The 26,115-nt window shown below is 58.0% G+C and carries 21 protein-coding genes; 7 read left to right on the top strand and 14 right to left on the bottom strand.

All coding sequences use genetic code 11. The features are described from left to right. Positions 1–12 precede the first annotated feature (12 nt). The 9 genes from INT40_RS18610 to INT40_RS18570 form a co-directional block, all read right to left on the bottom strand. On the bottom strand, positions 13–1,104 hold the full coding sequence (locus INT40_RS18610; RefSeq protein WP_193096721.1) for a hypothetical protein: 1,092 nt from the start codon (positions 1,102–1,104) through the stop codon (positions 13–15). A gap of 39 nt (positions 1,105–1,143) precedes the next feature. After that, positions 1,144–2,091, bottom strand: coding sequence for a hypothetical protein (locus tag INT40_RS18605; RefSeq protein WP_193096720.1), 948 nt, complete (start codon positions 2,089–2,091; stop codon positions 1,144–1,146). A gap of 36 nt (positions 2,092–2,127) precedes the next feature. Then, on the bottom strand, positions 2,128–3,510 hold the full coding sequence (locus INT40_RS18600) for a J domain-containing protein (RefSeq protein WP_193096719.1): 1,383 nt from the start codon (positions 3,508–3,510) through the stop codon (positions 2,128–2,130). Positions 3,511–3,576: 66 nt separating this feature from the next. Beyond that, positions 3,577–3,912, bottom strand: a complete 336-nt coding sequence (locus INT40_RS18595) for a hypothetical protein (protein WP_193096718.1) — start codon at positions 3,910–3,912, stop codon at positions 3,577–3,579. A 6-nt stretch (positions 3,913–3,918) separates the two neighbouring features. Beyond that, positions 3,919–4,119, bottom strand: a complete 201-nt coding sequence (locus tag INT40_RS18590; RefSeq protein ID WP_143923188.1) for a hypothetical protein — start codon at positions 4,117–4,119, stop codon at positions 3,919–3,921. A 69-nt stretch (positions 4,120–4,188) separates the two neighbouring features. Then, a complete protein-coding gene (locus tag INT40_RS18585) occupies positions 4,189–5,325 on the bottom strand; it encodes an NAD(P)/FAD-dependent oxidoreductase (protein WP_193096717.1) in 1,137 nt (378 codons plus the stop codon). A gap of 38 nt (positions 5,326–5,363) precedes the next feature. Then, positions 5,364–6,836 (bottom strand): peptide MFS transporter, encoded by a 1,473-nt coding sequence (locus INT40_RS18580; protein ID WP_193096716.1) that lies wholly within the window; start codon positions 6,834–6,836, stop codon positions 5,364–5,366. A gap of 71 nt (positions 6,837–6,907) precedes the next feature. Continuing rightward, positions 6,908–7,522, bottom strand: a complete 615-nt coding sequence (locus INT40_RS18575; protein WP_193096715.1) for a helix-turn-helix domain-containing protein — start codon at positions 7,520–7,522, stop codon at positions 6,908–6,910. Between the two features lie 64 nt (positions 7,523–7,586). After that, complete coding sequence (locus tag INT40_RS18570; RefSeq protein ID WP_193096714.1) at positions 7,587–8,219, bottom strand: hypothetical protein; 633 nt, start codon at positions 8,217–8,219, stop codon at positions 7,587–7,589. Positions 8,220–8,341: 122 nt separating this feature from the next. Between INT40_RS18570 and dnaE the strand changes: the two genes are divergently transcribed. The 5 genes from dnaE (at position 8,342) to INT40_RS18545 (ending at position 18,371) form a co-directional block, all read left to right on the top strand. Then, positions 8,342–14,293 (top strand): DNA polymerase III subunit alpha, encoded by a 5,952-nt coding sequence (gene dnaE / locus INT40_RS18565; protein WP_193096713.1) that lies wholly within the window; start codon positions 8,342–8,344, stop codon positions 14,291–14,293. Positions 14,294–14,493: 200 nt separating this feature from the next. Continuing rightward, the gene (locus tag INT40_RS18560) at positions 14,494–15,072 is read left to right on the top strand and encodes a single-stranded DNA-binding protein (protein WP_193096712.1); all 579 of its coding nucleotides are present in this window, start codon (positions 14,494–14,496) and stop codon (positions 15,070–15,072) included. Positions 15,073–15,100: 28 nt separating this feature from the next. After that, positions 15,101–15,568 (top strand): hypothetical protein, encoded by a 468-nt coding sequence (locus INT40_RS18555; protein WP_069600565.1) that lies wholly within the window; start codon positions 15,101–15,103, stop codon positions 15,566–15,568. Between the two features lie 11 nt (positions 15,569–15,579). Then, complete coding sequence (locus INT40_RS18550) at positions 15,580–16,545, top strand: hypothetical protein (protein ID WP_193096711.1); 966 nt, start codon at positions 15,580–15,582, stop codon at positions 16,543–16,545. Beyond that, the gene (locus INT40_RS18545) at positions 16,542–18,371 is read left to right on the top strand and encodes a hypothetical protein (RefSeq protein WP_193096710.1); all 1,830 of its coding nucleotides are present in this window, start codon (positions 16,542–16,544) and stop codon (positions 18,369–18,371) included. The genes INT40_RS18550 and INT40_RS18545 overlap by 4 nt, the downstream gene beginning before the upstream one ends. A 289-nt stretch (positions 18,372–18,660) precedes the next feature. Here the strand turns inward: INT40_RS18545 and INT40_RS18540 are convergent, their stop codons facing one another. The 5 genes from INT40_RS18540 to INT40_RS18520 form a co-directional block, all read right to left on the bottom strand. After that, the gene (locus tag INT40_RS18540; RefSeq protein WP_193096709.1) at positions 18,661–20,067 is read right to left on the bottom strand and encodes a serine hydrolase domain-containing protein; all 1,407 of its coding nucleotides are present in this window, start codon (positions 20,065–20,067) and stop codon (positions 18,661–18,663) included. Between the two features lie 50 nt (positions 20,068–20,117). After that, a complete protein-coding gene (locus INT40_RS18535; RefSeq protein WP_193096708.1) occupies positions 20,118–20,852 on the bottom strand; it encodes an amino acid ABC transporter permease in 735 nt (244 codons plus the stop codon). Between the two features lie 62 nt (positions 20,853–20,914). Beyond that, on the bottom strand, positions 20,915–21,547 hold the full coding sequence (locus tag INT40_RS18530) for an amino acid ABC transporter permease (RefSeq protein WP_226831650.1): 633 nt from the start codon (positions 21,545–21,547) through the stop codon (positions 20,915–20,917). 14 nt (positions 21,548–21,561) lie between these two features. Beyond that, positions 21,562–22,494, bottom strand: coding sequence for a transporter substrate-binding domain-containing protein (locus INT40_RS18525; protein WP_193096706.1), 933 nt, complete (start codon positions 22,492–22,494; stop codon positions 21,562–21,564). Positions 22,495–22,506: 12 nt separating this feature from the next. Further along, positions 22,507–23,253 (bottom strand): amino acid ABC transporter ATP-binding protein, encoded by a 747-nt coding sequence (locus INT40_RS18520; protein WP_226831649.1) that lies wholly within the window; start codon positions 23,251–23,253, stop codon positions 22,507–22,509. 280 nt (positions 23,254–23,533) lie between these two features. Here INT40_RS18520 and INT40_RS18515 point away from each other — a divergent pair, with 280 nt between their 5' ends. Both INT40_RS18515 and INT40_RS18510 read left to right on the top strand, forming a co-directional pair. Continuing rightward, positions 23,534–24,376 (top strand): MurR/RpiR family transcriptional regulator, encoded by an 843-nt coding sequence (locus INT40_RS18515; RefSeq protein WP_193096705.1) that lies wholly within the window; start codon positions 23,534–23,536, stop codon positions 24,374–24,376. 104 nt (positions 24,377–24,480) lie between these two features. Continuing rightward, a complete protein-coding gene (locus tag INT40_RS18510; protein WP_193096704.1) occupies positions 24,481–25,947 on the top strand; it encodes a DUF2201 family putative metallopeptidase in 1,467 nt (488 codons plus the stop codon). Positions 25,948–26,115 lie beyond the last annotated feature (168 nt).

Here is a 26,115-nt window from a genome sequence, read left to right as displayed (position 1 = left end):
CGTGGGCGGCACTCATTCCCATCGCATCTCCCCGAAGAAGGTGGGTTTGAAACGCTTGCGGAAGAAGCCCTGGAGGCGGCGAGACTCAGGATCGTAAGCCGAGAGGAGGAGCCTGCGACCGACCACTTGGGCCTCGAGGTTGGAGTCAGAGTCGTCGAACTTCGTGCTCGGATCATTGGGAACATATGGGCTTCCCGGCGTCGAGCTGCCGTAGAGCCGTCGGCCGACATCGTTAAGCCCCGGCTCCTCATGATGTTCGGTAGTGAAATGGTCAACATCGCCGGAATTGGTCTCCAGCCACAGGCCCAGAGTCTGGCTGTACTCATCCTTGATAGGTGCTGGCACTTTCTCGACGGTGAACTGACCCCAGGCTTGATCAACCTCGTCTGGGGTGAACTCAGGATGCTCACCGATGTAGGCATCCCGTGATTCAGCCAGTGCAGCGTCCATGTAGCCGTCGATGACTTGAGATTTCTCGTCATCGGAGACCTCGCGGGCGGGCAGACGAGTGCGATCGAACTCGGCAAGGCGTTCGCGCAATACCGAGGTGGCATCATCTGACCCGTAGGTGCCTGGATCCATCTCGTTGTGCATAGCCACTGCCGACGTGTTCTCCCATAACGCTTCGGCAGCCTGGCCTTCCGTCGCTTGTTCGGCGATGGGTTGGGAGAACTCGAATTCGGCAGCATCCCAGGACGGTCCGTGGATGCCGTGATCGATTCCACCGAAGCCGTCACTGTCTCCGAAGCGTTCGACGAAGAAGCTATCGATAACCTCGGAACGGTGGTTGAGGTATTCCTCCTTCTCGTCGACATCGGAGTCATTGAATTTCGGGCCCAAGTCCATGGTGAAGAAGTTGTCCCGCACTGTCCCGGTGACGAGGTAGCCCCCATCGCCGGGATTGACTACTTCGATGCGGTCGAAGACTTCGCCGTCGGCTTCGATTTCGTGGGTCTCACCGACATCGAGGGTCGGAATCGGATCAGTATCGTCGGCGGGTTGGCCGACGTCTCCGAGATTGCTCACTTCAGGTCGGGCCTTAGCTGATTCTGACCATTGCCCGCCTTCGGGGATGCCTGCCTGGACGCGATTGGTGTTGCTCATGAATGTGGTGCCTTTCACTGCGGGAGGGATGATCTTGATCTACTCGGTGATGGTGAGTTCGCCGTTGTCGTCGGGCTCTAAATCCCAATCGACGTCGGAGAGTTCATCGGCACTGGAATCGAGGCGGGCGGTGATCACCTTGGAGTTGAGGTCGCCGGAGTCCTGGTGAAAACCACTGCCGCCACGTGCAGCCATCGCCAACTTCTTCCCCACGGTGCGGGGTGAGACATCGTTGTCTTTCGACCACGCTTGGAGGTCGCCGGAATGGCGCTGGCACCAGCGGCCGGCGAATTCGCGCAACCTGGCCTCGGAATCAGGATTCAGGCGCCTGGGTCCACCTTCATCGACAGATGAGACGAGGGCGGAGGTGAACTCGGTTGAGATCGCTTCGACTTTGTGTGTATCCATCGGCACAGGAGGCAGGGGAGCTTTGTCGTAGCCGTCGAGACGAGCAGCCAGTTTGACCTCGAACGAGTCGCGTCCGGCGAATGCGTCGCCGGCAATGTCGCCGGAGAAAGAATCGGAGTTGGTGTTGTGGCGCAGATCGTTGCGCACATCTTCAACCGTGCCGAGCTCGCCGTTGGCGTGAGTCCAGAAGTCCACTGGAGTCTCAGCCCAGTAAGAGCTGTGCCCAACACTGACGCGGGAGCCATACTCATGCTGGATGAAGTCGGAGATGACCTCTTCCCTGTCAATGAGATAGGCGGACTTCTCCTCCTGCGGTGCGTCGGCGAACTCGTGGCCGAGGTCCATGTGCACGAGATCGGCGGTCTTCGTACCCACGACGATGTGTTCGTCACCACCGACATTGGTCACTCGGGCTTCGTTGAAATCATCGAAGGGTTCGAGATTGACGGAGTCATACTCGTCGACGTCGAGTCGGCGCCCATCGATGTCGAGACCCGAAACATCTGGCCTGGTCTTGGTCGTCTCGGAGAATTGCCCACCTTCGGGGATGCCCGCCTGCACACGATTGAGGTTGCTCATACCCTCACTACGTGCGGCAGATGAGGGTATGAGCAATCAGGCGATGACCATGGCCATGATTCTGCCCATGAGCTCACGATCGACAGCCGGGGCGAATCGACCGCTGGAAGCGAACCATTCGGCGATGTCCGCGATGACGAACTGCGGGTCTCCGACGACCATGCCATTGCTGGCGTTGTTATCCCATGTGTGGCCGGCGTCCTCTTTCGTTGAGTGGATGAGCACCCAAGGACGGACCTCGTAGCCGGGGAGGATCTTCTGATAATTAGCCGCGGCAGCATTCATGTGAATCGGGCGGATCTGACCCTGACCAATGGTGGGAGAGAACATCGTCTCGGGCGAGCCAGGAGATGGTGCCACTCGCACGTGACCCGGAGCCCACATCTTGGAATCGATGAGAGCAATCTTGTCGCCATAGATCACAGCATGGTCGACGTCAGCCTCGGAGTCGACGTCGAAGCGCAGACCGTGGAAGATCTTCACCCCAGGGAACCGAGTCAGCAGCTGCAAGAGCTCGGCACTGCGATGCTCGCCAACAGATCCGAAACCACCACGGTCACCGAAGGCCTCCTCCAGGCGTTTGCCGGGGGTTCCGAAGATGTCGAAGATGGCCGTTTTGTCATCGAGGATTCGAGTGTCCTTCCACCGGCCAGATAATGGCGCCGATGCCCAGGCGAAGGAGACTCCGAGCCAGACGGTCATGAACCCCAGCAGGTCGATGGGGTTGAAGAAGATGGGCAGCGCGGTGACGGCGGCCAGCAGGACGAATGGCAGCATCCGGTCGATTCTGAAGGTCGCGACGAATGCCGCCCACGGGGTGATGATGACGGCAGCGGGCAAGAAGAGAACGAACCAGTCCTCATGCGTTGCTGCCAGGTACATGCTCAAGATCGCGCCACCGAAAGTGACGGGGCCGATGAGAATATTGGCCAACTGGCGTAGGCGCATGGAGGCAGGCACTGTGTACTTGCCACCGAACGTGCGCCCCAGCGGTGGGCTGAAGCGCTGAGGACCTCGAGGCACGGAGACGGAGTCGAAATTGATCGTCGGCAGTGGGGCCTCGTGCCTTGCCGACTCCTTCTCACCCCAGTTCTGGCCGAAGTTGGGAGCCTTGGGTGGTGGCTCGGAGCGGGGAGGTCCCGGCCGCGGTCGTGGGGGAGCCTGCGGTCCCGGATTCTGAGTAGGTTCTGGCTTGGTCTTGACGCCGATCGAGGCGTCATAAGTGGCACGAGATGAGGCATTGGACAGCACTGACATCGCTTCCTGGGCCGCAACGAAGCGTGGAGAAGATTCTCCACCGTTGAGGTCCGGGTGATCGGTTTTGGCGACCTTGCGGTAGGCCTTCTTGATCTCCTCAGCCGTTGCGGCAGGGGTGATGGTGAGAATGTCGTAATAAGTGATGTTCGGTGCTTGTGCCATTGTCCTCACGCCTTGGTTGTGTTCTTGGTCCCTTCTGTTCGGTACAGATTCGAAAGGTCGTCACCATTACTGGTGTTGGGGTTCAGGCGTGGCTCGATCTGGATCTGTCAGGCCAGCAAAGATGGTTGCCACACTGGCCGTGACGAGGATGAAAAGCATTACAACGGTGATGAGGATGCACCCGATCTCAGCGAGGCTGGCACTCTCCTGGCCGGCGAAGCCGAAGAGGGTCGAGACCGTCAGCACAATGCCCAGCAGCCGAAGGACCGGTTCACCAGGAGTCACTGATGCTCTGCCGCCGATACTGAGGTCATCGATGAGACCAGTCAGAGAACGAGCAGCGATCCACGATACTGCGATGGACACTGAGGCGAGGAAGCCGAGGAGGCCGAAGCTGTCCATGGCAGATCAGCCTGTGACCTTGTCTAGCAATGACTCCAGGAACCCCGCGAAGTCGGTGCCAAACCACGAGTCGATGACCCCGGCGCCGGCAACAGCGAGGACGAAGAGCAGTACGACTATCAACAGTGGCCCGAGCAGCGGAGAGAAGAGGCTCAAGCATGAGTCGAAGCAGTCTTCGTCTCCGTCGTCGTTGTAGTTGTATCCCATATAGGTATCTATGCGCCGATTAGTGAGCACGACTGACAAGCATCTGGGGAGAAGCGACTATTTCACTCGTCAGGCGCTGACGGCTGCGACTGCCCGCTCACCAGCTGGCAATCGCAGAGGGTCATAGGCTGCCAGATCAAGGTCGGTGTCTTCACCGCGGGCTAGGAGAGCGGCAACAGAACCGACATATGGGCCCATCGTCAGTCCCGAGGCACCAAGACCGTTGGCGGTTATGAGTCCAGGTATCCCGTCCACGTGACCGAGAAGTGGCTTGATATCGGGTCCGACCGGTCGGAACCCTATTCGGGTCTCCAAGTATGTAGCGTCTGTCAGTCCCGGCGCTGCCGAGAGAGCTTCATCCAGAACCTCATGAATCCCAGCGGCCGTCAGCCGATAGTCGAACCCACTATTCACCTCACGTGTGGCCCCAACGACGACTCGGGAGTCATCGAAAGCGAGCAAGTAGTGACTCGACATCGGCAAGAGCACGGACCAATCTCGAGTGTTCACACCAGGCAGTCCCAAATGCGTAATTTGGCCGCGTTGCGGCCGAATTGCCGACACGATCCCAAGTGGCTTCAGTAACTGTGGAGACCAGGCTCCAGCCGATTCAATCACGACATCAGCGGGGTAGAACGTATCGTCAACGGTGACACCGCGTACTTGGCTGTCAACCTCGATCCGCGCCCGCCCGTTGACGAACTTCGCTCCGTGTTTTGCGGCACCCGCACGCAACGAGTCCCGTAGCGACCGTCCGTCGAGGCGAGCAGCTCCAGGAATATGAATGACTGGCCCATTGTGCTCCAGGGGCGGGAACTTGGCTTTGGCATCCTGGCCAGTGATGACGGAAACCTCACCGGCCAGGTCGGAAGCCTTAGCTCGGCGGGAGACCGCTGAAAAGTCGGAGTCGATGTTCTCAGCTGTCGTCAGACGCAATGAACCCACCTGGCGGTAGTCGAACTCATGCACCCCGTCAGCATCGAGACGTTTGCGCAGTTCGGGATAGAACTCAGCTCCTGCTGAAGCGATCGCATACCAGTCGGGGTCTTCGACCTTTGATGACCATGGGCAAATGATCCCAGCTCCGGCCGACGACGCACGGCCTTCCTCATTGGAATCGACAAGGGTCACGTCTACTCCAGCTCTCGCAAGCTCATAGGTGGCTGTTGCCCCAACGACTCCGCTACCGATGATGACCGTCTTCATTGTGTATCTCCCTCTTTTTAGATTGTGATGTGTATTTGTCAGCGGACACCGGACATGTGACGGCGGACCCACGGTGCTACGAAGAGCATGAGAACGCCGGCGACCATAACCCCGGCACCAACTCCGGCGAAGTATTGGGCTTCGGTCTCTCGGCTGTAGAACTGAACAAGCTGTGCGTTGATGCCGCTAGCTGTTGCCGATGCGAGAAACCAAAGGCTCATCATCTGGGACAGGAACGCTCGGGGCGCGAGCTTGGTTGTTGCCGATAGCCCGACTGGGGAAAGACACATTGATCCACAGATGACGATGACGTAGCTGGCGAGCAGCCACAGTGGGCTGGCAGGAGTGTCGGTTCCGAAGAGCACTGCCGGTCCGGCCATGAGAATGAACGACGCACCGCCGAGGAAGAGTCCTAGTGAGAACTTGATCGGCGTAGATGGTTGTCGATCGCCAAGCCGGAACCACAGATAGGCAAAGGTCGGAGCCAGAATGATAGTGGCGATGGGGTTGAGTGAGGCAAACCATGAAGATGGGACGTCGAACCCGAGGATTGTGAGATTGGTGCGTTGGTCGGCGAATTCGGCGAGCACTGACGCCGATTGTTCGTTGACGATCCAGTAGCAGACGGCACCGACGAACAGTGGGATGTATGCCAGGAGGCGAGACCGTTCGATCGCGTCAGTGCGTCGGCTTCGGAGCATGATGATGACGTAGGCGATGGGCAGAATGACGGACAGTGCGGTGACCGTGTTGATCAGCGTGTTGACGGTGAGGAGACCGGTGAAACTCGCCAGTACCACAAGGCCCGCGACGATGATTCCACCGACTGAGGCTCGACCCGTCAGGCGTCGTCCGTCGCCAGGGCGCAGCGGGTTGGTAGGCGCGGAAGCAGTGAGATGGCGTCCGCCTCTTATATAGACGATGAGTCCAATTGCCATTCCGACGGCAGCGAGACTGAATCCGAGGTGGTAGTTCACTTTCTGGCCAACAGTTCCGACCAAGTACGGGGCTACGAATGATCCGAGATTGATCCCCATGTAGAAGAGAGAAAACCCTGCGTCGCGCCGGTTGTCGGTCTTCTCGTAGAGCTCGCCAACTGAGCTGGACACGTTGGTTTTGAGTAGGCCGGTCCCGATGACGATGAGGAACATCGAGACAAGGAGCATGGGCAGGCCGCCCGGTATTGCTAGTGCGATGTGTCCGAACATGATGAGCACGCCACCGATGATGACGGCCTTTCGCATCCCCAGCAGTCGATCTGCCACCCATCCACCGATGACACCCGACATGTATACGAGCGCGGAGTAGATCGACACGATCGCGGTGGCAGTGCCTTTGTCGATACCCAGGCCACCTTCGCTAACCGAGTAGTACAGGTAGTAGAGGAGGATCGCGGACATTCCGTAGTAGGAAAATCGCTCCCAGAGTTCAACGAAGAACAGTGTAGAGAGTCCGCGGGGGTGCCCGAAGAATGTCTTTTTCTGGTCAGTCGTGGTTTTGTGCGTCGTCATTGTCGCCTCTGATTTTGGGTGTGAAAGGGTACGGCTGCGTCGAGCGACGAGCCGGTCGATGGGTTAGGTGATTAGGTGCGGTGTAGCAATGGTCGGTCGACTATCCAAAGTGTCTTAGTGGGAGTTTGGGTGTCGTTGTGTACTGAGTGCGGCTTCGACGAGGTGAAGTGAATCGAGTCTCCCGCTCGCAAAATAGCCTCCCCGTCAGTGAAGGTGAAGGTCAGCTCGCCGTCGAGTACGTAGCAGAATTCTTCCCCGTCGTGCTTAGTCATCTCCGGAGTGTTCTCGGTCGGGGAAACAGTGGTGCGCAGGACCTCAAGTTTCTGGTCGGGGAGGTCACCGCTGAGTACGAAGTGTTCTCTGTCGCCCATGACGACCCGGATATTGTCTGGGCTGTCATGGCGGCGAACAACATAGCTCTTCTCTAGGGGTGATTCGGTGGCGCCGAGTAATGCCACAGCATCGACGCCAAGCGCTTCCGCTAAGGCAAATAGAGAAGTTAGCGACAAGGCGCTGACGCCACGTTCAGCGAGCGAAAGGAACCCAGACGAGAGCCCGCACTTGTCGGCAAGTGCTCGCAAACTGAGCCCCTGATCGTTGCGCACTTTTCGGATTGCGGCACCAACCCGAACCGCGTGGTCATTGACCGGGGCTTCGGCCTCGGGATTGGGAGTGTTCGTCTGCATAAAACAGGAGTTTAGCTACACTAATCATTGTGCGTCAATACTAAACACGCCAAACCTGGTTGCCTCACACGGCCATCGGTGGCCGGGACTGACGAAGGGCGCCGATCTCGGCATCCTGGTCGGCGGCGATCGCCTCGTCGAGAGATGCTGTGTAGGCACGTGACCATTCGACTGCGAGCAGGTGGGCGTATTTCTCGTCGTCGACGTCGTCACCGCGGGCAACGATTCTCTCATTGGAGTGGGTATCGGCTGCGAAGTCCCGGCCCTGCCGAGAAGCGAACGCCGCCATATGGGCGTGCGAGGACTCCACTCGTGCCCACCGGTAGTCGAACTCATTCTCAGACATGTGCGGCAGGGACTCTCTCGCGGCCTCCCGTGATTCGTCCTTGGTCAACATGACGAGGTTGGGCACGTGCTCATCGTCGACGGGGTTGCGTGCCTCGCAGGTGTCAACGAGCTCATTTCGAGTCTGTTCGGCCTGCTCAATGTCGGGGAGGTCGAACGCGCGGACCCGATGGGGTGCGGTTTTGGGGTCGATGAGGGACTCGGCGACTGCCTCAGGCGAGGTGTCGAAATCCTGGCCTTCATCGAATTGGTCAGTGTCGAGGCCAAGGTCGATGGACGGGCGTGCTCGGGCACTTTCGGCATACTGGCCGCCGTCTGGGACTCCGGCGTGAACGCGGTTGTGATTGCTCATACTCTCCCTACGTGCGGCAACACTCACGAACGACAGGAACGCGACACCCGGCAGGGGTATAGCGGTTCGATGGTTTCTTCGCCGGTCCGACACATGTTCGGGTTCGCCGCATATATACGGGTATGGGCTTCACACATTTGCACGTACACACCGAGTACTCATTGCTCGATGGTTTCGGACGTATCGACGACATGGTTCGCCACGCCTACAACTCAGGTCAGAAGGCTCTGGCCATCACCGACCACGGCACGATCGGTGGCACCTACAAACTCCACGACGCCTGCCACAAACTCAAAGACGACCTTGTCGAAACTGGTGACCTCGACGCTGATGCCGAGTTGCCGGTCAAACCCATCTATGGGATCGAGGCGTATATGGCTATCGGGTCTCGCCACGAGCGCAACCTCATGACTGTTCCCCGTGACGGCGGAGACAGCGACAACTATGAGAAATCCGAGGTCTCGAGTCATAAGAAGAAGAAATACGATCACCTGACGATCCTGGCGATCAATGAAATCGGCTGGTCAAACCTTCTCACCTTGCACCGCAAGTCCTACGACTCGTGCTGGGGCAAACACCCCCGCATGGACTACGATCTCCTGGCCGAACACCACGAAGGACTCATCGTCCTCACCGGATGCCTGGCAGGCCCGGTTGCCGGACCTCTCCATCGCGGTGACCGTGAGTCTGCTGCCGAGAAACTCAACACCCTGATCGATATCTTCGGCGCCGCGAACACCTATGTCGAGATCATGGACCACGACATCGCTTCAGAGACGGCAATCACCGGTGACCTGGTAGGTCTGGCTGACGAGGCCGGTGTGGAGGTAATCGCGACCAATGACTGCCACTTCACTCACGAGCGCGACGAGCCGATCCACGAATCATGGTTGGCCGTGCAGTCGGGGACAACGATCAGTGACCCCAATCGGTTCCAGTTCAACGGCACCGGCTACTACCTCAAGACTGAAGACGAAATGCGGGCCATCCGCGACGAGGACTGGTGGGATCGAGCAGTCGAGACCACGATGTCCATTGCTGATCGCGTCGACGGTGATGCCATGCCGGCCGCCAAACGCAGGCTGCCCAACTTCCCTGTCCCCGAAGACTTCACCATCTCAGACAAGAAGCGTCGCCTGTCGAAAGTGCTTTTGGCAACGCGAAAGAAGGTCGCATGGACCGATGCCGACCACTACCTGTTTGCCAAGGTCAATGAGGGTGCCAAGTTCCGGTACGGGGCGCCGTTGACTGATGACGTCAAGTCACGCATCAAAGAAGAATTCAGTGTCGTCTCCGGAATGGGCTTCTCCGACTATTTCCTCATCGTCGACGACATCATCGCCTGGGCCAGAAGCGAAGGCATCGCAGTTGGTCCTGGACGAGGTTGCCTCCGAGGTGACTCACGGGTCTGGACTCCGGGCGGCTATAAGAACATCAAAGACATCTCAGTCGGAGATCATGTACGCACCCACACCGGCGCCATCCGTCCGGTGGCGAATACGTTCGCTTATGACGTCAATGAGGACCTCATCAAGATTGATGGGTATTACTCAGGTAGCGGTGTCGCGATGACCGCTGATCACAAGGTGCTGGTTCGAAAAGCGGAACTCGAAACCGATCCTCGGCGAACCAAGGGCGGTGCAGTATTCGCACCAGAGGCAACTTCCCCGCAAGAGTGGACTGAAGCACGAAACGTGTCCATCGGTGATCTGCTGTGCGTCCCTCGTCCTACATCGACTGGAAATGCTCCGGCGGTCATTGATGTGGCACCGCTTCTGCCAGAAGCGCCAAAGGGCATCGATTTTATAATTACTGACTCTGAGATCATTGAACGTGTGCCGGTCAATCATCCCTACCCCTACTCGGTGCGCGAAGTTTCTCGAAGCACCGGTTTGTCCAGAACAGTTATCCAGGCACATGTTGGCATTGGCGGCGACTTCGACGCACCGCTACCTCCAGTTATTACAACGAACGCTCGCTCTACCCAGCTACGCGACCGTTTGGCTGGCGAACTACGGAGTCGCGGCTATTCCTCATTCCAACAGTGGAACTCCGACGTCCTAGCCAACCGTTACAGCACCAACTTTGCTCACAGCGCCGCAGCAATTTCGAAGTCACTGTCGATCGCACCGAACACGCTGAGATCGATCGCAAAATCGCACCCATTCACCGGTGACGTCATGATTACGAAGTCGCGGAGCCAGCGAAGCATGATCGCTCGGGCGAAGCTGGCAACTACTCTTCGTCAAGCCGGATTCGCCTCGTTCGACCATTGGGATGCTTACGTGGGCGCGAACGCTGTCAAAGAAGTTCGCACGCCGAGGTACATTGCCATCGACGACAATCTACTATTCCTTCTGGGTGCTTTCGCATCGAACGGATGGTTGGTTAGGGGTGGTGAGCGCAAGGTTGGATGGGCGGAACAAAGATCGACCTCAGACTCGACGATTCCTGATGCTGTTCGCCAGGTGTGGGGATTAGATACCTCACGGTATGACCATGCTCAAACCGACCTAACCCAATGGGAAGTCCATTCGGCATCTGTTCGTGCGCTATTCCGGTCTTTTGTACCCAAGTACACCATGACGGCGCAAACCAAACACCTACCTGAATGGACGTCCGATCTCACTATTGCGAGGAAGACGATTTTGCTTCGCGGCCTGTGGTGGGGCGATGGCTCGGTAGCTGACAATCGTTGGTCATATTCGACGTCATCACCGCGCCTCATGGAACAAGTGCGAGACCTTCTCTGGTCAATCGGTGCCCCTGCGGGGGTTTCAGTTGATAACCGCACCGACGATCGTGAAGAATTCGCGAATCGTTCAGTGGCATACAAGATTCGCACGACCCGCGAGTTCGGCGCTGCTCCCGCGCAATTTGGATTCGTCGACGACAAGTTCGTCTACAGCCGCGTGCGTTCAATCTCGACAGTGCCGGACTGCCGCAAGGTATACGACATCGAGGTTCCAGGCGACCACTCGTTCATGACTGACTCGTTCGTGGTTCACAACTCCTCAGCGGGATCGATTTGTTCCTACGCAACGGGAATCGTCAACGTCGACCCCATGCGATACAACCTCCTCTTCGAGCGATTCTTGGAGCCGGGCCGTGCCGATATGCCCGATATCGACGTCGACTTCGAACAGCGCCACCGGGACAAAGTCATCGCCTACATCTCTCGTCGCTGGGGCTCAGACATGGTCGCCAAGATCGGCACCTATGGCTCCGCCCTGTCGAAAGAAGCCTTCCAGAAGGCTGCCAAGGTGATCGGTCGCCCCGAGCTGAGCCTGTTGTCGAAGAAGCTGCCGGTCTCCGGTGGCAAACCCATGAAGTTCGCCGACGCGCTTGATGAAGACAACTTCGAAGGCCGAGACTTCCGCCAAGCCGTCATCGATGGTGCCGATGATGACGCGGATGAACTCCTCGACACCGCACGAGGCTTCGAAGGCACAGTCTGGACGAAAGGCATCCACGCCTGTGGCATCGTCATCAGCGATGAGCCTCTGACCAATCTTGTGCCCTTGGCAGTTGATGTGAAATCGGCCAACAACCCCGACCGCGCCGGATACTCAGTCACTGAGTGGGAAGGCCCCGAACTCGAAAACTACGGCCTGCTCAAAATGGATGTCCTGGGCCTGCGCAACCTCGACATCATGGTCACTGCGGCTGAGTCGATCAAAGCTGACACAGACGAAGACATTGACATCCTCCACGGCATTCCCGACCCGACTGATATCGCCAACCCGCGCATCAAACGGGTCTGGGATCTCATCTCATCCGGCCAGACGGCAGGACTCTTCCAGCTCGAATCTTCAGGCATGATCGACGTCTGCGAGAACGTAGCACCCCACAGCCTCGAAGAGCTCTCCGCCGTCATCGCGCTCTTCAGGCCGGGCCCAATCTCTGCGAAGATGCCTGACCTCTTCGCTGACCGCAAGCACGGTCGAGCCACAATCGATTACGAGAAGTACACCCACAATAAGGTCGAACAGAACGCGATCGACTCAGTGCTCGGCGAGACTCAAGGCTGCATCGTCTACCAAGAGCAGCTGATGCGTCTGGGCACTGTGGTGGCCGGATTCGACGCCAACTGGCGCTCAAAGCTGCGCAAGGCAGTGGGCAAAAAGAAGAAAGCGCTCATGGACGAAGTCGGTGAGAAGTTCATCGCCGATGCCGGCCAGGAGATGGAGCTGGCCGACGGGTCGATCAAACCAGCGTTCGCCGCCGAGACTGCACAGAGGCTCTGGGACGATTTCAAGGGCTCAGCTGACTACCTCTTCAACGCCTCCCACTCATTCGCCTACGCCCAGCTTGCCTACACAGGCGCCTACCTCAAGGCCAATTGGCCCGCCCATTACGGTGCGGCGATCCTGTCGGTGACCAGCGACGACGACAAACGTCAATCGGCGTTCACCTCTCTCATGCGAGAGGGCATCAGCATCGAGTCAGCCAGCGTCAACTCCTCTCAGTATTCGACCGCTGCACTCTCTAGCGACAAGGTCGTCCTCGGCCTGTCGGAGATCAAAGACTGCGGAAAGTCGTCGCAGGACCTTGTCGCCGAACGTGAAGCCAATGGCCCGTTCGCGTCCTTTGCAGACTTCATGAACAGGTGCCCCACCAGCGTCGACAGCGGAGCCATCGAATCTCTCATCGCCGCGGGAGCCTGTGACGTCTTCGGCCCCCGCAAAGCACTGATGCGAGTCGTGCGTGCTGGGCGTAAGAACCCGAACATCGCACTGGGCGAGGACGAATACTCAATCATTGAACGGGCCAAGCGGCAAAAGGACAAGACTGGTCTGGTCACGGCCGATACTCACCCGATGACGCTGCTCGAAGGCGAGATTCGTCAGTGGAAGGACGAACACGCACCAACGTCGACCTGGGCGAAGCTGCGCCGGGCGACAAAGGCCGAAGACGGTCAGTCACTGACCACTGTGGGCATGATCAGCAAATGGGACGTGCGTTGGACGAGGGACGGTCGCAGCCAGTATGTGCGCTTCACCGTCGAAACTGCCCACGAGGCCCTCGACGGCATCGCCTTCCAGTCAAGCCTTGACCGACTCAGCCGCAATGGCGAATCCATCATGGTCGGTGACCTTGCCACGGTCTCCGGTGACATTCAGGTTGCCGAGCGCGTGGGTACCGACGACACCGACGAACAGACCTATGACATCAGCCGCGAGATCAAGGCATTTCGCATCGGCAAGCTCGACATCGAAGAAGCGAGTCCCGAGGAGTCAGCTATCGACCTCTCGGCAATCCTTGCCTGCTACCGACCAGTTGAGGTGGCACCACCAGAAGACCTGGAGGCGCAGGAGCCGGTCGCCGAGGCATCGACTGAGGACAAGCCACAGGATGATGACGATGATGACCAGGACAACGGTGGTGACGATGATCCCGACGGCGGGGGAGACGGGTCTGATACCCCCAATGGCACTGAAGGTCCTGAGCCTGCCGAGGAAGACGCTACCGAACCTGAGTCCGTCGCAATCCCAGACACGATACCGACAGCCACGCCAACACCAGCGACAACCGCGGCCACGTCGACAAGCACAACGGGAGCACGGACGTGGGATGACGCCTTAGCTGACGTGCGCCGAATTCCGGACACCTCGGTGGCCTTGCTCGACGACGCCTACATGCGCACGGAGCGGCCCAAGGATTCAGTGCGCTACTTCCGCCACTCCTACCGGGGTATCGAAGAGAACTACATGCCCTTGAAGGTTGACCTGCCCATTGAGGGCGCCAACTATCTGCGCTTCCACGTCGACTTCGAACCCGGTATCTACGGGGCAGTGCTGACGGCAGAACGAGGTGTCGACGATAAAGGCAGCACCATCTACAAGTCCACAAGCGTCGTAGTCGTCGTCTTCGGGTCCGACTATCAGTGGCCCGGCGGGGACATCGAACCAGAAGACATTACCTTCTCATCAGTGGCAAGCGGTGGAGAACACATCGGTGGACTCCATGTCGAGCTCTTCCAGCTGGGAGGCAAGCCAGGTGACGACGTCCACGAAATCGATGACCGGGACCCGGCACGAGACTCCGGCGTCGATATGGTCCTTACCCCCTGACGAGCCACCCTGGCAACCGATCTCTATTGCCAGTGAGACGTTCACCCGAACGCCCAATCTGCTCCAAATGAGCGGGAGTGCGACACATCGACCATGTACTCGCATAGATATACCGAGGACGGTTTCGCCACCCGGTGAAACTCAGCCTCCACCAGAAATAGAAACCTCGCATAGCGGGGCCGATTGAAAGAAGCACTGACATGAAACGTATCGAATTTGCAGGCAACCTCGGCGGAGACCCCAAGTACTTCGAGGCCAAGGGCAAAAAGCGTCAGCGTGCTCTCCTCAGCATCCACCTCGACCAGCCTTACCGGGGCGAGGATGCCAAGGACGAGGACGAAGTTCACGAATGGCTCTCCGTCGTCGTCTTTGGCCAGCAGGCCGACAACGTCGTCGAATCCATGGCCAGCGGTACACACGTCTTCGGGTGGGGCAACCTGAATCTGCGCCCGATGGAGCATGTGCGCACCGATTCGCTGCTCGAAGCTCTCGAAGACCTCGACGACGATGACATCACCGTTGCCCAGGTCAAGAAGCTCGTCGAAGGCGACTCCCGCGAGGTCAGCCTGCTCCAGGTCAACGCTCAGCAGATCGCTCCGTCGACGAAGTTCCAGTCGATGGAAGTTGAGAAGAACGCCAAGAAGTCCAAGTCCCGCAAGACCACCAAGGACGACGAAGAGGAGGATGAGACACCGAAGACTAAGTCCAGGTCAAAGGTCGGCGCCAAGGCGTCGAGCAAGTCAAAGGCCGCATCTGAGGATGAGGACGACGACTGGTGACCATGACCACCACTAGGAGTCTTCGGCGATGAGCACGCATCCTCCGTCGATGCTCCGGCACACTCCACGGTCGGTTCTGTGGTTCTACATCACAGGGCCGATCGTGGGTGTCGTCACTCTCACCGCGATCATCGGTATTGCGACAGGCGGGGGAGTGCTCGCCGGACGAACCTGGGCTAAGCCTGTCGAAGTCACCGAGGTCTCAATAAACGAACCTCAGTTCCGAGACCGCGTGCCCAACGATGATCTCAACATCAAATCACTGGTCTGCACCGGCGACGAAGGAACCCTGCGCATCACATTCACCAGCCGACGCATTGACTATCTCACCGTCAACGGCCCCAATGAGGCCGAATGGACGTCCTGGGGCAACTCAGCAGTCGAAATCCCCGTCGAAGCCGGTACTTACGACTTGTCCTATTCCGGTGAATCCTCCCGGTTGTCATGGCAGACCCGTGGCGACATCTCATGCAAGCAAACCGTCTCAAGTAAGTGAGTTGAACAAACATGATCGCTCGACCGATTCCGCCCCGATATGGCGCAGACAAGTTCGTCAAGCGCGTCATCAACGGCTACTTCAAACGCATCGAGCACCGCCCCGGACTCGTCGCCACATCGGTGATCCTTGCCAGAGCAACCATCATGATGTTCAACATCTTGCTCAACATTGTCCTTTTCGTGATGGCGGCACTGATCTTGGCCGTCATTTTCTGGATTATCGCCATTTCACTTGCCCTCGGCGGATCACTCATCGAAGGTGGTGACGCCAAAGCTGCGAGCAGCATTGCCCTCGCCGTGGCAATGCTCTCGATCCTCTTCGTCAGCGGATCAGTCCTTGCCCATTCAACGACGAAGCGGTCCATCGAATCCAACGCGCCCCTCGATGAACCCACGTCCATTGTGGACGAGTCCGTCGGCGCGGTTGGCCCCATCGATTTTGCTCGCGAACCGTCGTATTTGAGAAGCAGAGCCTGCAATGACGCGGTCGCTACCGCCATCGTCGTCAAGCATGTTCTGGGCGCCCGTGTTGACACTGTGATCATCGATTCTCACGGTAAAGCATCGGTAAGGTACGAGAATCAGTCGGAACCCAAAGACAGACTCTTTGACACACTGACAACCCTCATAGCACCGATCGCCGCCGCGTCTATCGGCAGTGGAGAACTGCACACACTGAGCACAACGATGACTCTGGGCACTGATCGCAAAGTGGCCACTGCATTGACGGAGGCTATTGTCATCTCGGGACTGCGACCGACTGGCTTCACCGGTGACCTTTCTGCCGAAGCGCTCATCAACGCCGCACGAGATCGCTGCCTACCAGCATTCGAACACACCACAGTCGACCAGCGACTGATGGCCAGCCTTGAACTCGACCGCGCCCACATCATGCGCGGCCAACGCCTGGCCTGGGTGCTCACAGCCCGCCCCGCCTACGAAGCTCAGGCACATGCCAAGGAGTCAGACTCATGAATCCTCGCATCACCATCACCTCTGGCTACATGACCGTAAGAGCCCCCGGCTATCCGGACGTGGCCGTCGACTCATGGGTCGAAGCAATCGCACTCATTAGGCACACTTTCCACGTCGCCGAACTCGTGGTCGGAGTCGAGCAGGCCGGACGCCGATTCCTCTACACAGTCACTCCCGAGGCAGTCACAACAGCAGCACCCGACGCCTCCCCATCGATCTTCGTCCGCTCAGCACCATGGATGGTCGAAGCCCATGAGCTCTCGGCCGACCCCGCCTACTCTGCCGACCGGGACTCGGCATTCGAGCTGGCCGTCCAAGCACTCCCATTCTTAGCCGACAACCCAGCCGCCGTCGGCGGACTCATCATCGACGGCCAAGGCAACCGCCACGAGGTGACAGTCACGACCAATGGTGTCCACGACGGGGCAATGGCGCAGTCCCAACCGGGGATGGAAGTGACGACCACGAGCGACGATCTGCCCATGATCGATGACGATTTTCTCAACGCAGATGCATCGGTGTCAGAGGAAGGGCTCTTCGATAGCGATGCCTCAGTCTGGATCGATGACGGCGTCGATGATAACGAAATCATTCGCTCCCGCATGTCCAACCGTCCCCGCGGCCGCAAAGCCGTCACCGGCCTCATTGTGGCGGCCGTAGCCATCGTCGGACTCATGAGCACCGGCATCGCAGTCGGGGCTCAATTCTTCGGTGGTAAGGATGAGAAAGAGGCGACAACACAGGCATCTGGCTTCACAAAGACCGTGGCCGGCTTCTCAGCAGACAAGCTCTCAACCGAATGGTCCCGCGGAGTCGGTGCACGCTCTCGCGTCGGCGGAACCCCCGACGGCAAGTTCGTCGCGACTGTTTCAAGTGACAACGTGCTCACTGTCAGTGACGAAGCCACCGGCGATGAAGTCTCCGCGCTGCCGCTGCACGGCATTCCCGACATCGGTCCACGAGGATCAATCATTGACGGTAAGCAAGCCATCATCGCGCAGAACGGCGACACAGTCACTGTCTGGCGACAGGAGGCGAAAGCCTACACAGTTGACCTATCTGACCTCGATACGGAGTCAGTCATCACCTTCTCCGGCGCCGAACCACTCGTGGCCACAATCGATGGCAAACGTACCTGGCGCTTTGGTGACGGGAAGCTCGAGTCGTGGGCGAAGATTCCCGACCGGATGCGTCCCTACGCCATGCTTGACAATGGTCAGGTCGCTACCGGCGCTACCGAACCTTACCGAATCGAATTCTTCGACAAGTCGGGGAAGTCAAAGAAGAAGGTCGTGCTCAAGCCACCCAAGGGCGGCAAAGAGATCCAGCGCTGGATCCGAGTCACCGACCACTACGCGCTGCTGGCATGGAAGACGAAGGGCAACATCGTCTCCGTGTCGGTCAACGACATCACCAACGGAAAAGTCCTAGCCAGCGAAGAGTTCACCGAATCCTCGCTCAAAGACTCATCCGCCATCACCAGCGACAACTCCGACATCATCGCCTTCCCAGGCGGACTCGTCGTCCCAACCGGCGATAGCGGCAAACCGAAACTGTTCAAAGTCAACGGTTTCGTTCCCTCGTCGATCTCGGGCCAGTACTCCTATGGCCGCGATAAGTCCGGTGCCAGAGCCATGGTCGATTCTGAAGGGAGACTGTCGACTCTGACTTCAGACCAGACAATCCCTTGGTTGGTCACTTCCTCAGGCATTGCCGTAGCCCTCGATGACAATACGGCCTATGCCCTCAGACCCGATCTTGGTCTACCGACGAGTAGGGCTACTGATAAGGCAACGCTGGCCGATTCCAAAGACTCAGGTGATTAGGATTCAACGGACTGCGGCGCAAAGAACTAAAGTACTTTGGCAACGGTAGACGCACCCGGACATTTCGCAGCGTTATTGGACGAGACGAGCTCGACGAAATGTCCCCGGAATCTCCTCTGCACGCTAGGCCAAATCGTTGGATGCCCGGGTGAAGTCATCGATTCTCGCCCTGTCTGAACTTTCACCCAGCCTGGTGGTCGTCTCGTTATCGCTCACTCGAACACAGTGCTGCGACGACCAACCGATTCCGCCAAGTGCCGCTCCGTCCGAGTGGTGGGTGTACTAACCTTCAACGAACAATTAGCGCGGTCTCGATCGGTGGTGTCGAGGTGCTATTGACATTAGACGACCTTGTGAGCGTGACTCCGCCATGAGGATTGGGGCTGAGGAGCAACGTGTCGATGAACGGTGTCGAGAGATAGTCGATAGTGATCGCCATGGTGGATGATCCGATTTGATCGGCTCTAGCCGCAATCGGCACAGAGTTTTCACTGTACGAATGGTGGAGTCTCGGACCAGGCATCGGTCCGGTACCGCATCGGGAAGTGCCGATCCCGGCCAGTACTCTCAAATCGCCAGCGGCGTCGTGACCGTCCAAGGCCAGTATTTGACCAGAATTGCTGTCGTCGTAGCGCAATGAGATCCGTGCTGATGAGCCATCGTTGCCGACGTATTCGCCTATGAGTCTGGCACATAGCTCGGCCGGTTCGTCTGCGAGCGGCACTCGTCGAGCACCGACCTGTCGGACGTCGGCTCCGTCGAGATCCGAGCGGGCAAAATCAATGAGATCGGCGACGAGAGCACGCGCCTGCGGGCGATTGAGCGCGGAATTGACCGCGATTACCTTGCCGGCATCGGGGACCACAAGACAGCACTGGCCGAACATCCCCGAGGCATAATAGGCGCCGTTTTTCAACCAGAGCTGGTAGCCATAACCTTCGGCTTCATCGCCGCTTACGATTCCCGAGGTGTAGCCGCTGCCGTTCCACGCCGAATGGCTTGCATCCACCTGCCGAGTAGTCGCTTCATCGATCCATGACGTCGGGATCAGCTCCAATCCATTCCACTCTCCCTTTCTCAAATGGAGAACTCCCCATCTGAGAAGATCGACGGTGCGGACTGTCAGGCCATTGCCGCCGCTACAGAACCCTTCTGGATCCGTTGACCATTCGACTCCAGAGAAACCTAGCGGCTCGAAGAGCCGAGGTCGGAGATAATTGTCGAGGCGTTCTCCTGTCGCCCGCTGCACGCATACGGCGAGCATGTGGGAAGTACCACTCGAATAGATGAAGTCCTTGCCAGGTTGGGTAACGAGCGGCTCGCTGAGGTATTCCGCGATCCATGACGAATTCAGGGTTCGCCATAGCAAACCGGAACTACCGCTCCCGTGCCCGGTACGCATGGACAGCAGGTTCTTGATAGTGATCTCGGATGCTCTGGGGTCTCTGGGCTGACCAGCCGACTTGGGTAGATAGTCAAGCATGGGGGCGTCCAGGTCGAGTACGCCCTCTGCTATCGCCATTCCCGCAGCGGTACCGACGAGCGACTTTGTTGCCGAATGAAGCATATGCGGAATATTCCGGTGCCTATCACCGCAATACCATTCAGTGATGACTTGGTCTGAGTCGGCGATTGTGAGATGAGTGATCCCGGTGCCGATTCCGCGGTATTTTTCGATGAGGGAAGCAATGGTCATGGGGTGTCTTTCTGAGGTTGAGATGATAGCCAGACGGGAAGCGTTTCTTGTCAACCCCGTTGCTCTTGCCAGGCGGACAATCGTGCGCCGACGAACGAAACGAACGTGTTGACGATAATGAAGAGCACCCCTGCAGCGAGATATGCCTGGATGACGTTGCCAGTGAACTCGGAGACTACACGGGCGTTGTTGAGGAGTTCCGCGACTCCTACGACATAACCGAGACTTGATTCCTTGATGACACGAACTGCCTGGCTGAGTAGAGCCGGTGCTGTATTTCTCACTGCTTGGGGAAACACGATCGACCCGAATACTTCGGAGTTTCTTAATCCTGTTGCCAAGCCCGCGTCTGTATGACCGTGCGGAATTGCAAGTATTCCAGCGCGAAAAACCTCCGCGAACATCGCCCCAGCGTTGATTGTGATGGCCAATACAAGCTGCCAATACGGGTCGATGGTCACCCCAAGTGAAGGCAGACCGAACATTACGGCGAACACGATGAGCAGGAAGGGCATTGCGCGAAAGAACTCTATGATCGCTGTCGACGGCACTCGCAACCACGGTGCCGACGACAGTCGACCCAACGCGAGCAGGACGCCGACCCCAGCGGATGTAAACAAGGAAACTGCGCATACCTTAAGCGTGATGAGGAATCCGTCGAGTATAAAGCGGATGAAATCCCAATCGTAGAAGACTCTCCACTTTTCGCCCATGAGCTGCGCTTCGTAGTGGAGCTTCTCGGCCGTGAGCAGACCCAAGACGACAAGCGCAATCGTGGATACCACGGTGACAATTGTGACTCTGCGCCGCTGCTTCGGCCCAGCGACGTCGAATACGCGTGAAGTGCTCATCGAACCACCTTCAGTGCTCGTTCGGACCTGGCGCTCAGCCACCCGATAGTCAGGTTGATGAGGAGGTAACCTGCCGCCGCCACCCCGAATGCAATGAACGGTTGAGCGGTCTCCAAGTTGTATGCTCTTGTCTCTCCGGTGAGCTCAGCGACACCGACCGCCGCGGCAAGAGCGCTTGAAAGAACAGTCGTGATGAAAACCGTTGCCAATGGCGGAATCATTGTTCTTAACGACAGCGGCAACAGAACCTCGCCGATGACCGCGCGTGTGGTTAGACCTGAGGCTCGTGCTGCTTCGACGAGTCCAACATCGACACTGTTGATCCCCGAGCGAATCGTCTCGCAGACGAAGGTTCCCGAGTACAGTCCAAGCCCGACGATGACGGCTACTTCCAGCGAGAGCGTGATTCCGATATCTGGAAATCCGAAGATGAGCATAAGGAGGATCAAAAGTAGGGGGCTGTTGCGCACAGTTTCAACGTAAACAGTTCCAACGATCTCCAGCGGTCTAATCCCGCTGACGCGGAAGATGGCTGCGATTGCTCCGAGGACGAGAGCAATAGAGAACGCAGGGACGCTGAGGAGCAATGTCATGCCAAAGCCGCAGGTGAGCGTGGGGAGATGTTCCATCAACTCAGTCATTGTTATTCACCCCCGGTCGCTGCATCGGTGAGCGGAGGCTCTGGATTTGTCACGCGATCTACTGTTCCTGCTGTCGCGTCCCACAGCGCTTGCCAGGTGCCGTCGGCAGCGATCGTGTTGATGAACGTGTTCGCGAAGTCTTTGATCACCGGATCGTCTTTTGGCAGCCCGATTCCGAAAGGACTGCGTCCAAAACGCAGGTCGGTTAGTTCGGTTCGGGTGTCAGTGGAGGCTCGAGAAGTGAGAATCGCAGTGTTGGCTACCCACGCGTTGACCCTGGCTTGTTGAAGCGCGGAGAAGCATTGCGCAGACTCTTCGAATCTCACTGGTCTGGCGGCCGGCACTTCGCGCACCAAAGCCTCTTCGGCTGCCCCGGGCTGGACGGCGACGTCGCGGCCAGCAAGATCGGAAGAGCGGTGAATACTTGTGTCCCCAGCTTGACAGGCGATGCCGGAAGTCACCGTGAGGTATGGCCCAGCGAAGTTTACAAGTTTCTCTCGGTTCGGCGTGATGCTGTAGGTGGCAATCGTCGCGTCCACTGAGTGATTCTGCAATGCCGCCTCTCGAGTGTCGGCACCCGACTTGGAGAATTCGAGATTCGGCTCGCCAAGAATGTACTTGGCGAATAGCATTGCGATTCCTGCGTCGAATCCGGTGAGGCGCCTGGTGACCGGGCTACGTTGAGAGAAGCCGGGAAGTGTGTCAGTTCCGCTATATCGGAGCGCCCCGCGCTTGCGTATGTCATCAAGTATCGGGCTAGAAGGTACCGTCGTAGCTATCGGTCCGGCCTCGACCACTGGTGATTGATCGACGTTGGCGAATCCGTCGGCCGCCTTCCCCAACCGTTCAGGGTTGATGCTGCGGCAGCCGCTGAGAGCGAGCAATCCTGCGCCACTGGCAGCGCCGATGAGAAGTGTTCTGCGTGTAGTGTTCACTTTCCCTCTTTCTCAGTGTTGAAGGATCTTCTCTAGGAAGGTTTGTGCGCGTTCTGAACGGGGGTTGGAGAAGAATTCTTCAGGTGAGGCTTCCTCGACGATCTGCCCCTCGTCTATGAAGACGATGCGGTCAGCAGATTCGCGGGCGAAGCCAATCTCATGAGTGACGATCACTGAAGTCATACCGCTGTCAGTCAGTCGCTTCATTACTCCCAGGACTTCGTGAATCATCTCCGGATCGAGTGCGCTCGTTGGCTCGTCGTAAAGCATTACGTCAGGCTTCATTGCTAGAGCGCGGGCAATAGCCACACGCTGTTGCTGGCCCCCGGACAGTGCACTCGGCCGTTTATCTGCATGATCAGTCAGGTTCACCTGTTCAAGTAGGTCACGAGCCTGTGTTTCGGCTTCTTCTCTGGTCGCGCGTTTCCGTTTGATCGGAGCGAGAGAGATGTTCTGTAGGGCGGTCTTGTGTGGATACAGGTTGAAGGACTGGAAGACCATTCCCACCTCACACCGGTAACCGGCAAGCGCACTGCCTTCCTCCGGAATTGGAGTGCCGCGGTAGCCGATTTCTCCGCCATCAATCGGTTCAAGCCGATTCATTGTCCTCAACAGTGTCGATTTTCCTGAACCTGACGGGCCGAGGATGACCACGGTCTCACCGGCGTAAATGTCGAGCGAAACCCCATTGAGAACTGGAACTTCCAGGTATCGCTTAACTATGTTCTTGATTTCAATCACAGGTGTGCCGATCGGCATGGGTACCCCATTCGTCCATTTATCAACGTTGACAGTCCCACGGAAACAGAACTACTGATCAATCATCTTCGAGTGGGGAAGAGCAATTCGTCCCGTGACATCTGTCACGTTACCTGAAAGGTCGTAGATTCGACAAGTCGTAGTATATACGACATGACCATTCGGGGAGCCTCGAGACCCCGAGGTAAGGTAGAAAGATCAATGCTTTTTTGGAACGAGCCCGACTCATCTCCTGAAATGTACTGGTACTGAGAACGACTACAAGAGAGCGAAGGCAGGCATGACATCGCTGGCAGCCAAGATTGAAGAACGCTGGGAACATCTAAGGGTTTCCGAGCAGAGTGTTGCCAGATATCTTGCAGATGACCCTTTCGCAGCTCTCTATTGCACAGCATCGGATTTGGCAGAACGCACCGGGACGAGCGACGCCACTGTAGTGCGGACGGCACGAGCTCTGGGCTACTCAGGACTTCCGGATCTCAAACGTCAGGCGAGTATCGAACTCACCAAGACGGTAGATCCTTCCACTCGACTCGAGCAGGCGATTTCTCGCGCTGCCGAAGCCAAAGATGAGTCCATCGCTGCTGTGCTTCACGATGCTGTCGAAACCGTTCAAGATCTCCGCTCCACTGTCGATGCCGAAGAGGTGGTTGCCACCACAAAAGCCTTGCATCAAGCTACCGATGTGGTGACGTGGGGCCTGGGCACTTCCGCTACTGCAGCTCGATATGCAGCGGAGCGGCTGAGTCGTACCGGTGTTCCAGCGACACACATGGACCGCTCTGGATTCAGTTTGGCCAATGACCTCATCAATCTCCGAGCCAGCCAGGCACTTCTACTCTTCGTCCCTGGCCGGAGACACGATGACCTGACGCTCATACTTAGTACGGCAAGAGAGGTTGGAGCGACAAGCATCCTCGTGTCGAATTCGCACGGACCCGAAGTCAGAACGATGGCTGACCTCGTAGTTGAACTGCCCCACTCCGTTGCCAAAATCACCACCGAATTATTCACCGAGGTACTCCTGGTCGATGTCCTCGTGAATGCGTTGTTGTCGTTGCACCCTGATGCCGCTCGTGCCGCCAGGAGTCGCTTAACGAAGTACCGAACCGCGCTCGATTGAATAAAGAGCGATCGCGTGAACACGCCGTGACAACCGCCAGCATCGTTTGGTGCACGCAAAAGGATCCCTTTGAACCAGATTGGTGCCCCACATCAGTAGAGGGCATGGCAAAGAATCTTCGTACCCCGACAGAGCACGAACTCACCCAGTTCAGGAAATGGCGCAGTATCGCCCTGTTCCACATGCCCTACATGGCATCGATCCTGTTCTCCCTGCGCCTGATCGCAGCAGACGGCCTCGGCACGCTCGCCGTGGACAAGAGCATGAGACTCTACATCGACTTCCCGGCAGTCGATGCCACCTATACCGATGACGAGAATGGTCAGAATCTCCTGCACGAAGCCAGCCACATCTTCGCCGACCACGCCTCGGTCCGGGATGAAATTGGGGTCACGGCAGAGCAGGCAATGACGTTCAATGTCGCCGCCGACGCCGCCATCAATGATGATCTTGTCGACGCTGGTCTCGACACCTTTGCCACCTCTGGGATCATGCCGTCGCAGTTCGGCGAACCCGACCACCAGACAGCCCAGTACTACTTTCGCTCGCTCGTAGAACGAATTGCAGACCAGAATCCAGAAGAAGCCGAAGGCGGCGATGACACCGACGAGTCCGACAACGACTCCGGCGACACTGGTACCGGTCAGCCTGGCGACAGCAGCAATGGTGAAGGCAAGCAATCTGACGGTGACAGCAACGAAGACGACGGTCAGCCTCAGTTCGTTGGGTGTGGGTCGGCCTCCGGTGGCCAACCAGCACCATGTGAACTCGGCGACGATGACGACATGGGAGGTGCGGCTAAGCCTGCCACCAAGGCTGAGCGCGAACGCATCCAAGCCGTCACAGCCAAGGACGTCGAACAGTACGTTGCCAACAACGGCATCGGATCGGTGCCCGGAACTCTCGTGGAGACAGCGAGGGCAGTGTTCGCAGAAAAGGCTGTGCCGTGGCAGAAAGAACTCGGAATGCTTGTTCGCCGCAGCGCCCGCCGAGCCTCTGGCGAGGGTGTGACCGATCATCGCAAGCGCGACCGTCGCAACCACCGACTGACAATCATGAACACGGAGACCGGAACGTCCAGGCGCATCATCTTGCCAGGGCAGTCGACGCAGACCCCGAGCATCCATGTCATCCGCGACACCTCATACTCGATGTCCGACGACGAACTCTTCGCCGCTGGTCGTGAGATTGCAGCAATCTCAAAGTCATTGCGGATTAAGAACGAGGATCTGCGCGTCTCCGACTGCGATGTCGGCTTGGGAGTCGAATTCGGTTATTCCAGTCTGGGCAGCCTTGATCAGGTTCACGGTCGTGGTGGCACCAATATGGAAGAAGCTCTCGTCGAGCTCTTCGACCGTTATGACAAGGACCACCGCCCGCTGCCCTCCGCCGTGATCACCCTGACAGATGGCTTCACGCCGTGGCCGGATGAGCCGATCGTCAAGGGCGTGCCTGTCATCGCCTGCATCATCGACAGAGCAGTTGGCACGGCCATCGGTATGACACCCGATACCCCGCCTGCGTGGATGCACTCGATCAACGTCACCAGCGAGAGCGCACACAGATCATAAATGTGAGGGATGAACCCGACGACGGCCGCAAGCCGAAGTGTACCAAACGCTCGCACCTTGATCGTGCGCGTGTGCGCGGTTCCAGCACAGCCCTGCCGGGGTCTATGTGGCTGAGCCTGGATCCACCGATGAGGCTGGGCCGATAGCGGCGTGCCGATAGAGAGAATG

This window comes from Brevibacterium sp. FME17 (assembly GCF_014897515.1).
Lineage (GTDB): Bacteria > Actinomycetota > Actinomycetes > Actinomycetales > Brevibacteriaceae > Brevibacterium.
Note: the sequence above shows the minus strand (reverse complement) of the source record. Positions and strands in the feature narration are given on the sequence as shown.

Bases quoted from the DNA above. Each gene is read 5' to 3' on its own strand.
- INT40_RS18540 (WP_193096709.1), bottom strand. From the start codon at position 20,067: ATGACCATTGCTTCCCTCATCGAAAAATACCGCGGAATCGGCACCGGG.
- INT40_RS18560 (WP_193096712.1), top strand. From the start codon at position 14,494: ATGAAACGTATCGAATTTGCAGGCAACCTCGGCGGAGACCCCAAGTAC.
- dnaE (WP_193096713.1), top strand. From the start codon at position 8,342: ATGGGCTTCACACATTTGCACGTACACACCGAGTACTCATTGCTCGAT.
- INT40_RS18575 (WP_193096715.1), bottom strand. From the start codon at position 7,522: ATGCAGACGAACACTCCCAATCCCGAGGCCGAAGCCCCGGTCAATGAC.
- INT40_RS18550 (WP_193096711.1), top strand. From the start codon at position 15,580: ATGATCGCTCGACCGATTCCGCCCCGATATGGCGCAGACAAGTTCGTC.
- INT40_RS18595 (WP_193096718.1), bottom strand. From the start codon at position 3,912: ATGGACAGCTTCGGCCTCCTCGGCTTCCTCGCCTCAGTGTCCATCGCA.
- INT40_RS18545 (WP_193096710.1), top strand. From the start codon at position 16,542: ATGAATCCTCGCATCACCATCACCTCTGGCTACATGACCGTAAGAGCC.
- INT40_RS18520 (WP_226831649.1), bottom strand. From the start codon at position 23,253: ATGCCGATCGGCACACCTGTGATTGAAATCAAGAACATAGTTAAGCGA.
- INT40_RS18570 (WP_193096714.1), bottom strand. From the start codon at position 8,219: ATGAGCAATCACAACCGCGTTCACGCCGGAGTCCCAGACGGCGGCCAG.
- INT40_RS18610 (WP_193096721.1), bottom strand. From the start codon at position 1,104: ATGAGCAACACCAATCGCGTCCAGGCAGGCATCCCCGAAGGCGGGCAA.
- INT40_RS18580 (WP_193096716.1), bottom strand. From the start codon at position 6,836: ATGACGACGCACAAAACCACGACTGACCAGAAAAAGACATTCTTCGGG.
- INT40_RS18590 (WP_143923188.1), bottom strand. From the start codon at position 4,119: ATGGGATACAACTACAACGACGACGGAGACGAAGACTGCTTCGACTCA.
- INT40_RS18605 (WP_193096720.1), bottom strand. From the start codon at position 2,091: ATGAGCAACCTCAATCGTGTGCAGGCGGGCATCCCCGAAGGTGGGCAA.
- INT40_RS18510 (WP_193096704.1), top strand. From the start codon at position 24,481: ATGGCAAAGAATCTTCGTACCCCGACAGAGCACGAACTCACCCAGTTC.
- INT40_RS18515 (WP_193096705.1), top strand. From the start codon at position 23,534: ATGACATCGCTGGCAGCCAAGATTGAAGAACGCTGGGAACATCTAAGG.
- INT40_RS18585 (WP_193096717.1), bottom strand. From the start codon at position 5,325: ATGAAGACGGTCATCATCGGTAGCGGAGTCGTTGGGGCAACAGCCACC.
- INT40_RS18555 (WP_069600565.1), top strand. From the start codon at position 15,101: ATGAGCACGCATCCTCCGTCGATGCTCCGGCACACTCCACGGTCGGTT.
- INT40_RS18530 (WP_226831650.1), bottom strand. From the start codon at position 21,547: ATGGAACATCTCCCCACGCTCACCTGCGGCTTTGGCATGACATTGCTC.
- INT40_RS18600 (WP_193096719.1), bottom strand. From the start codon at position 3,510: ATGGCACAAGCACCGAACATCACTTATTACGACATTCTCACCATCACC.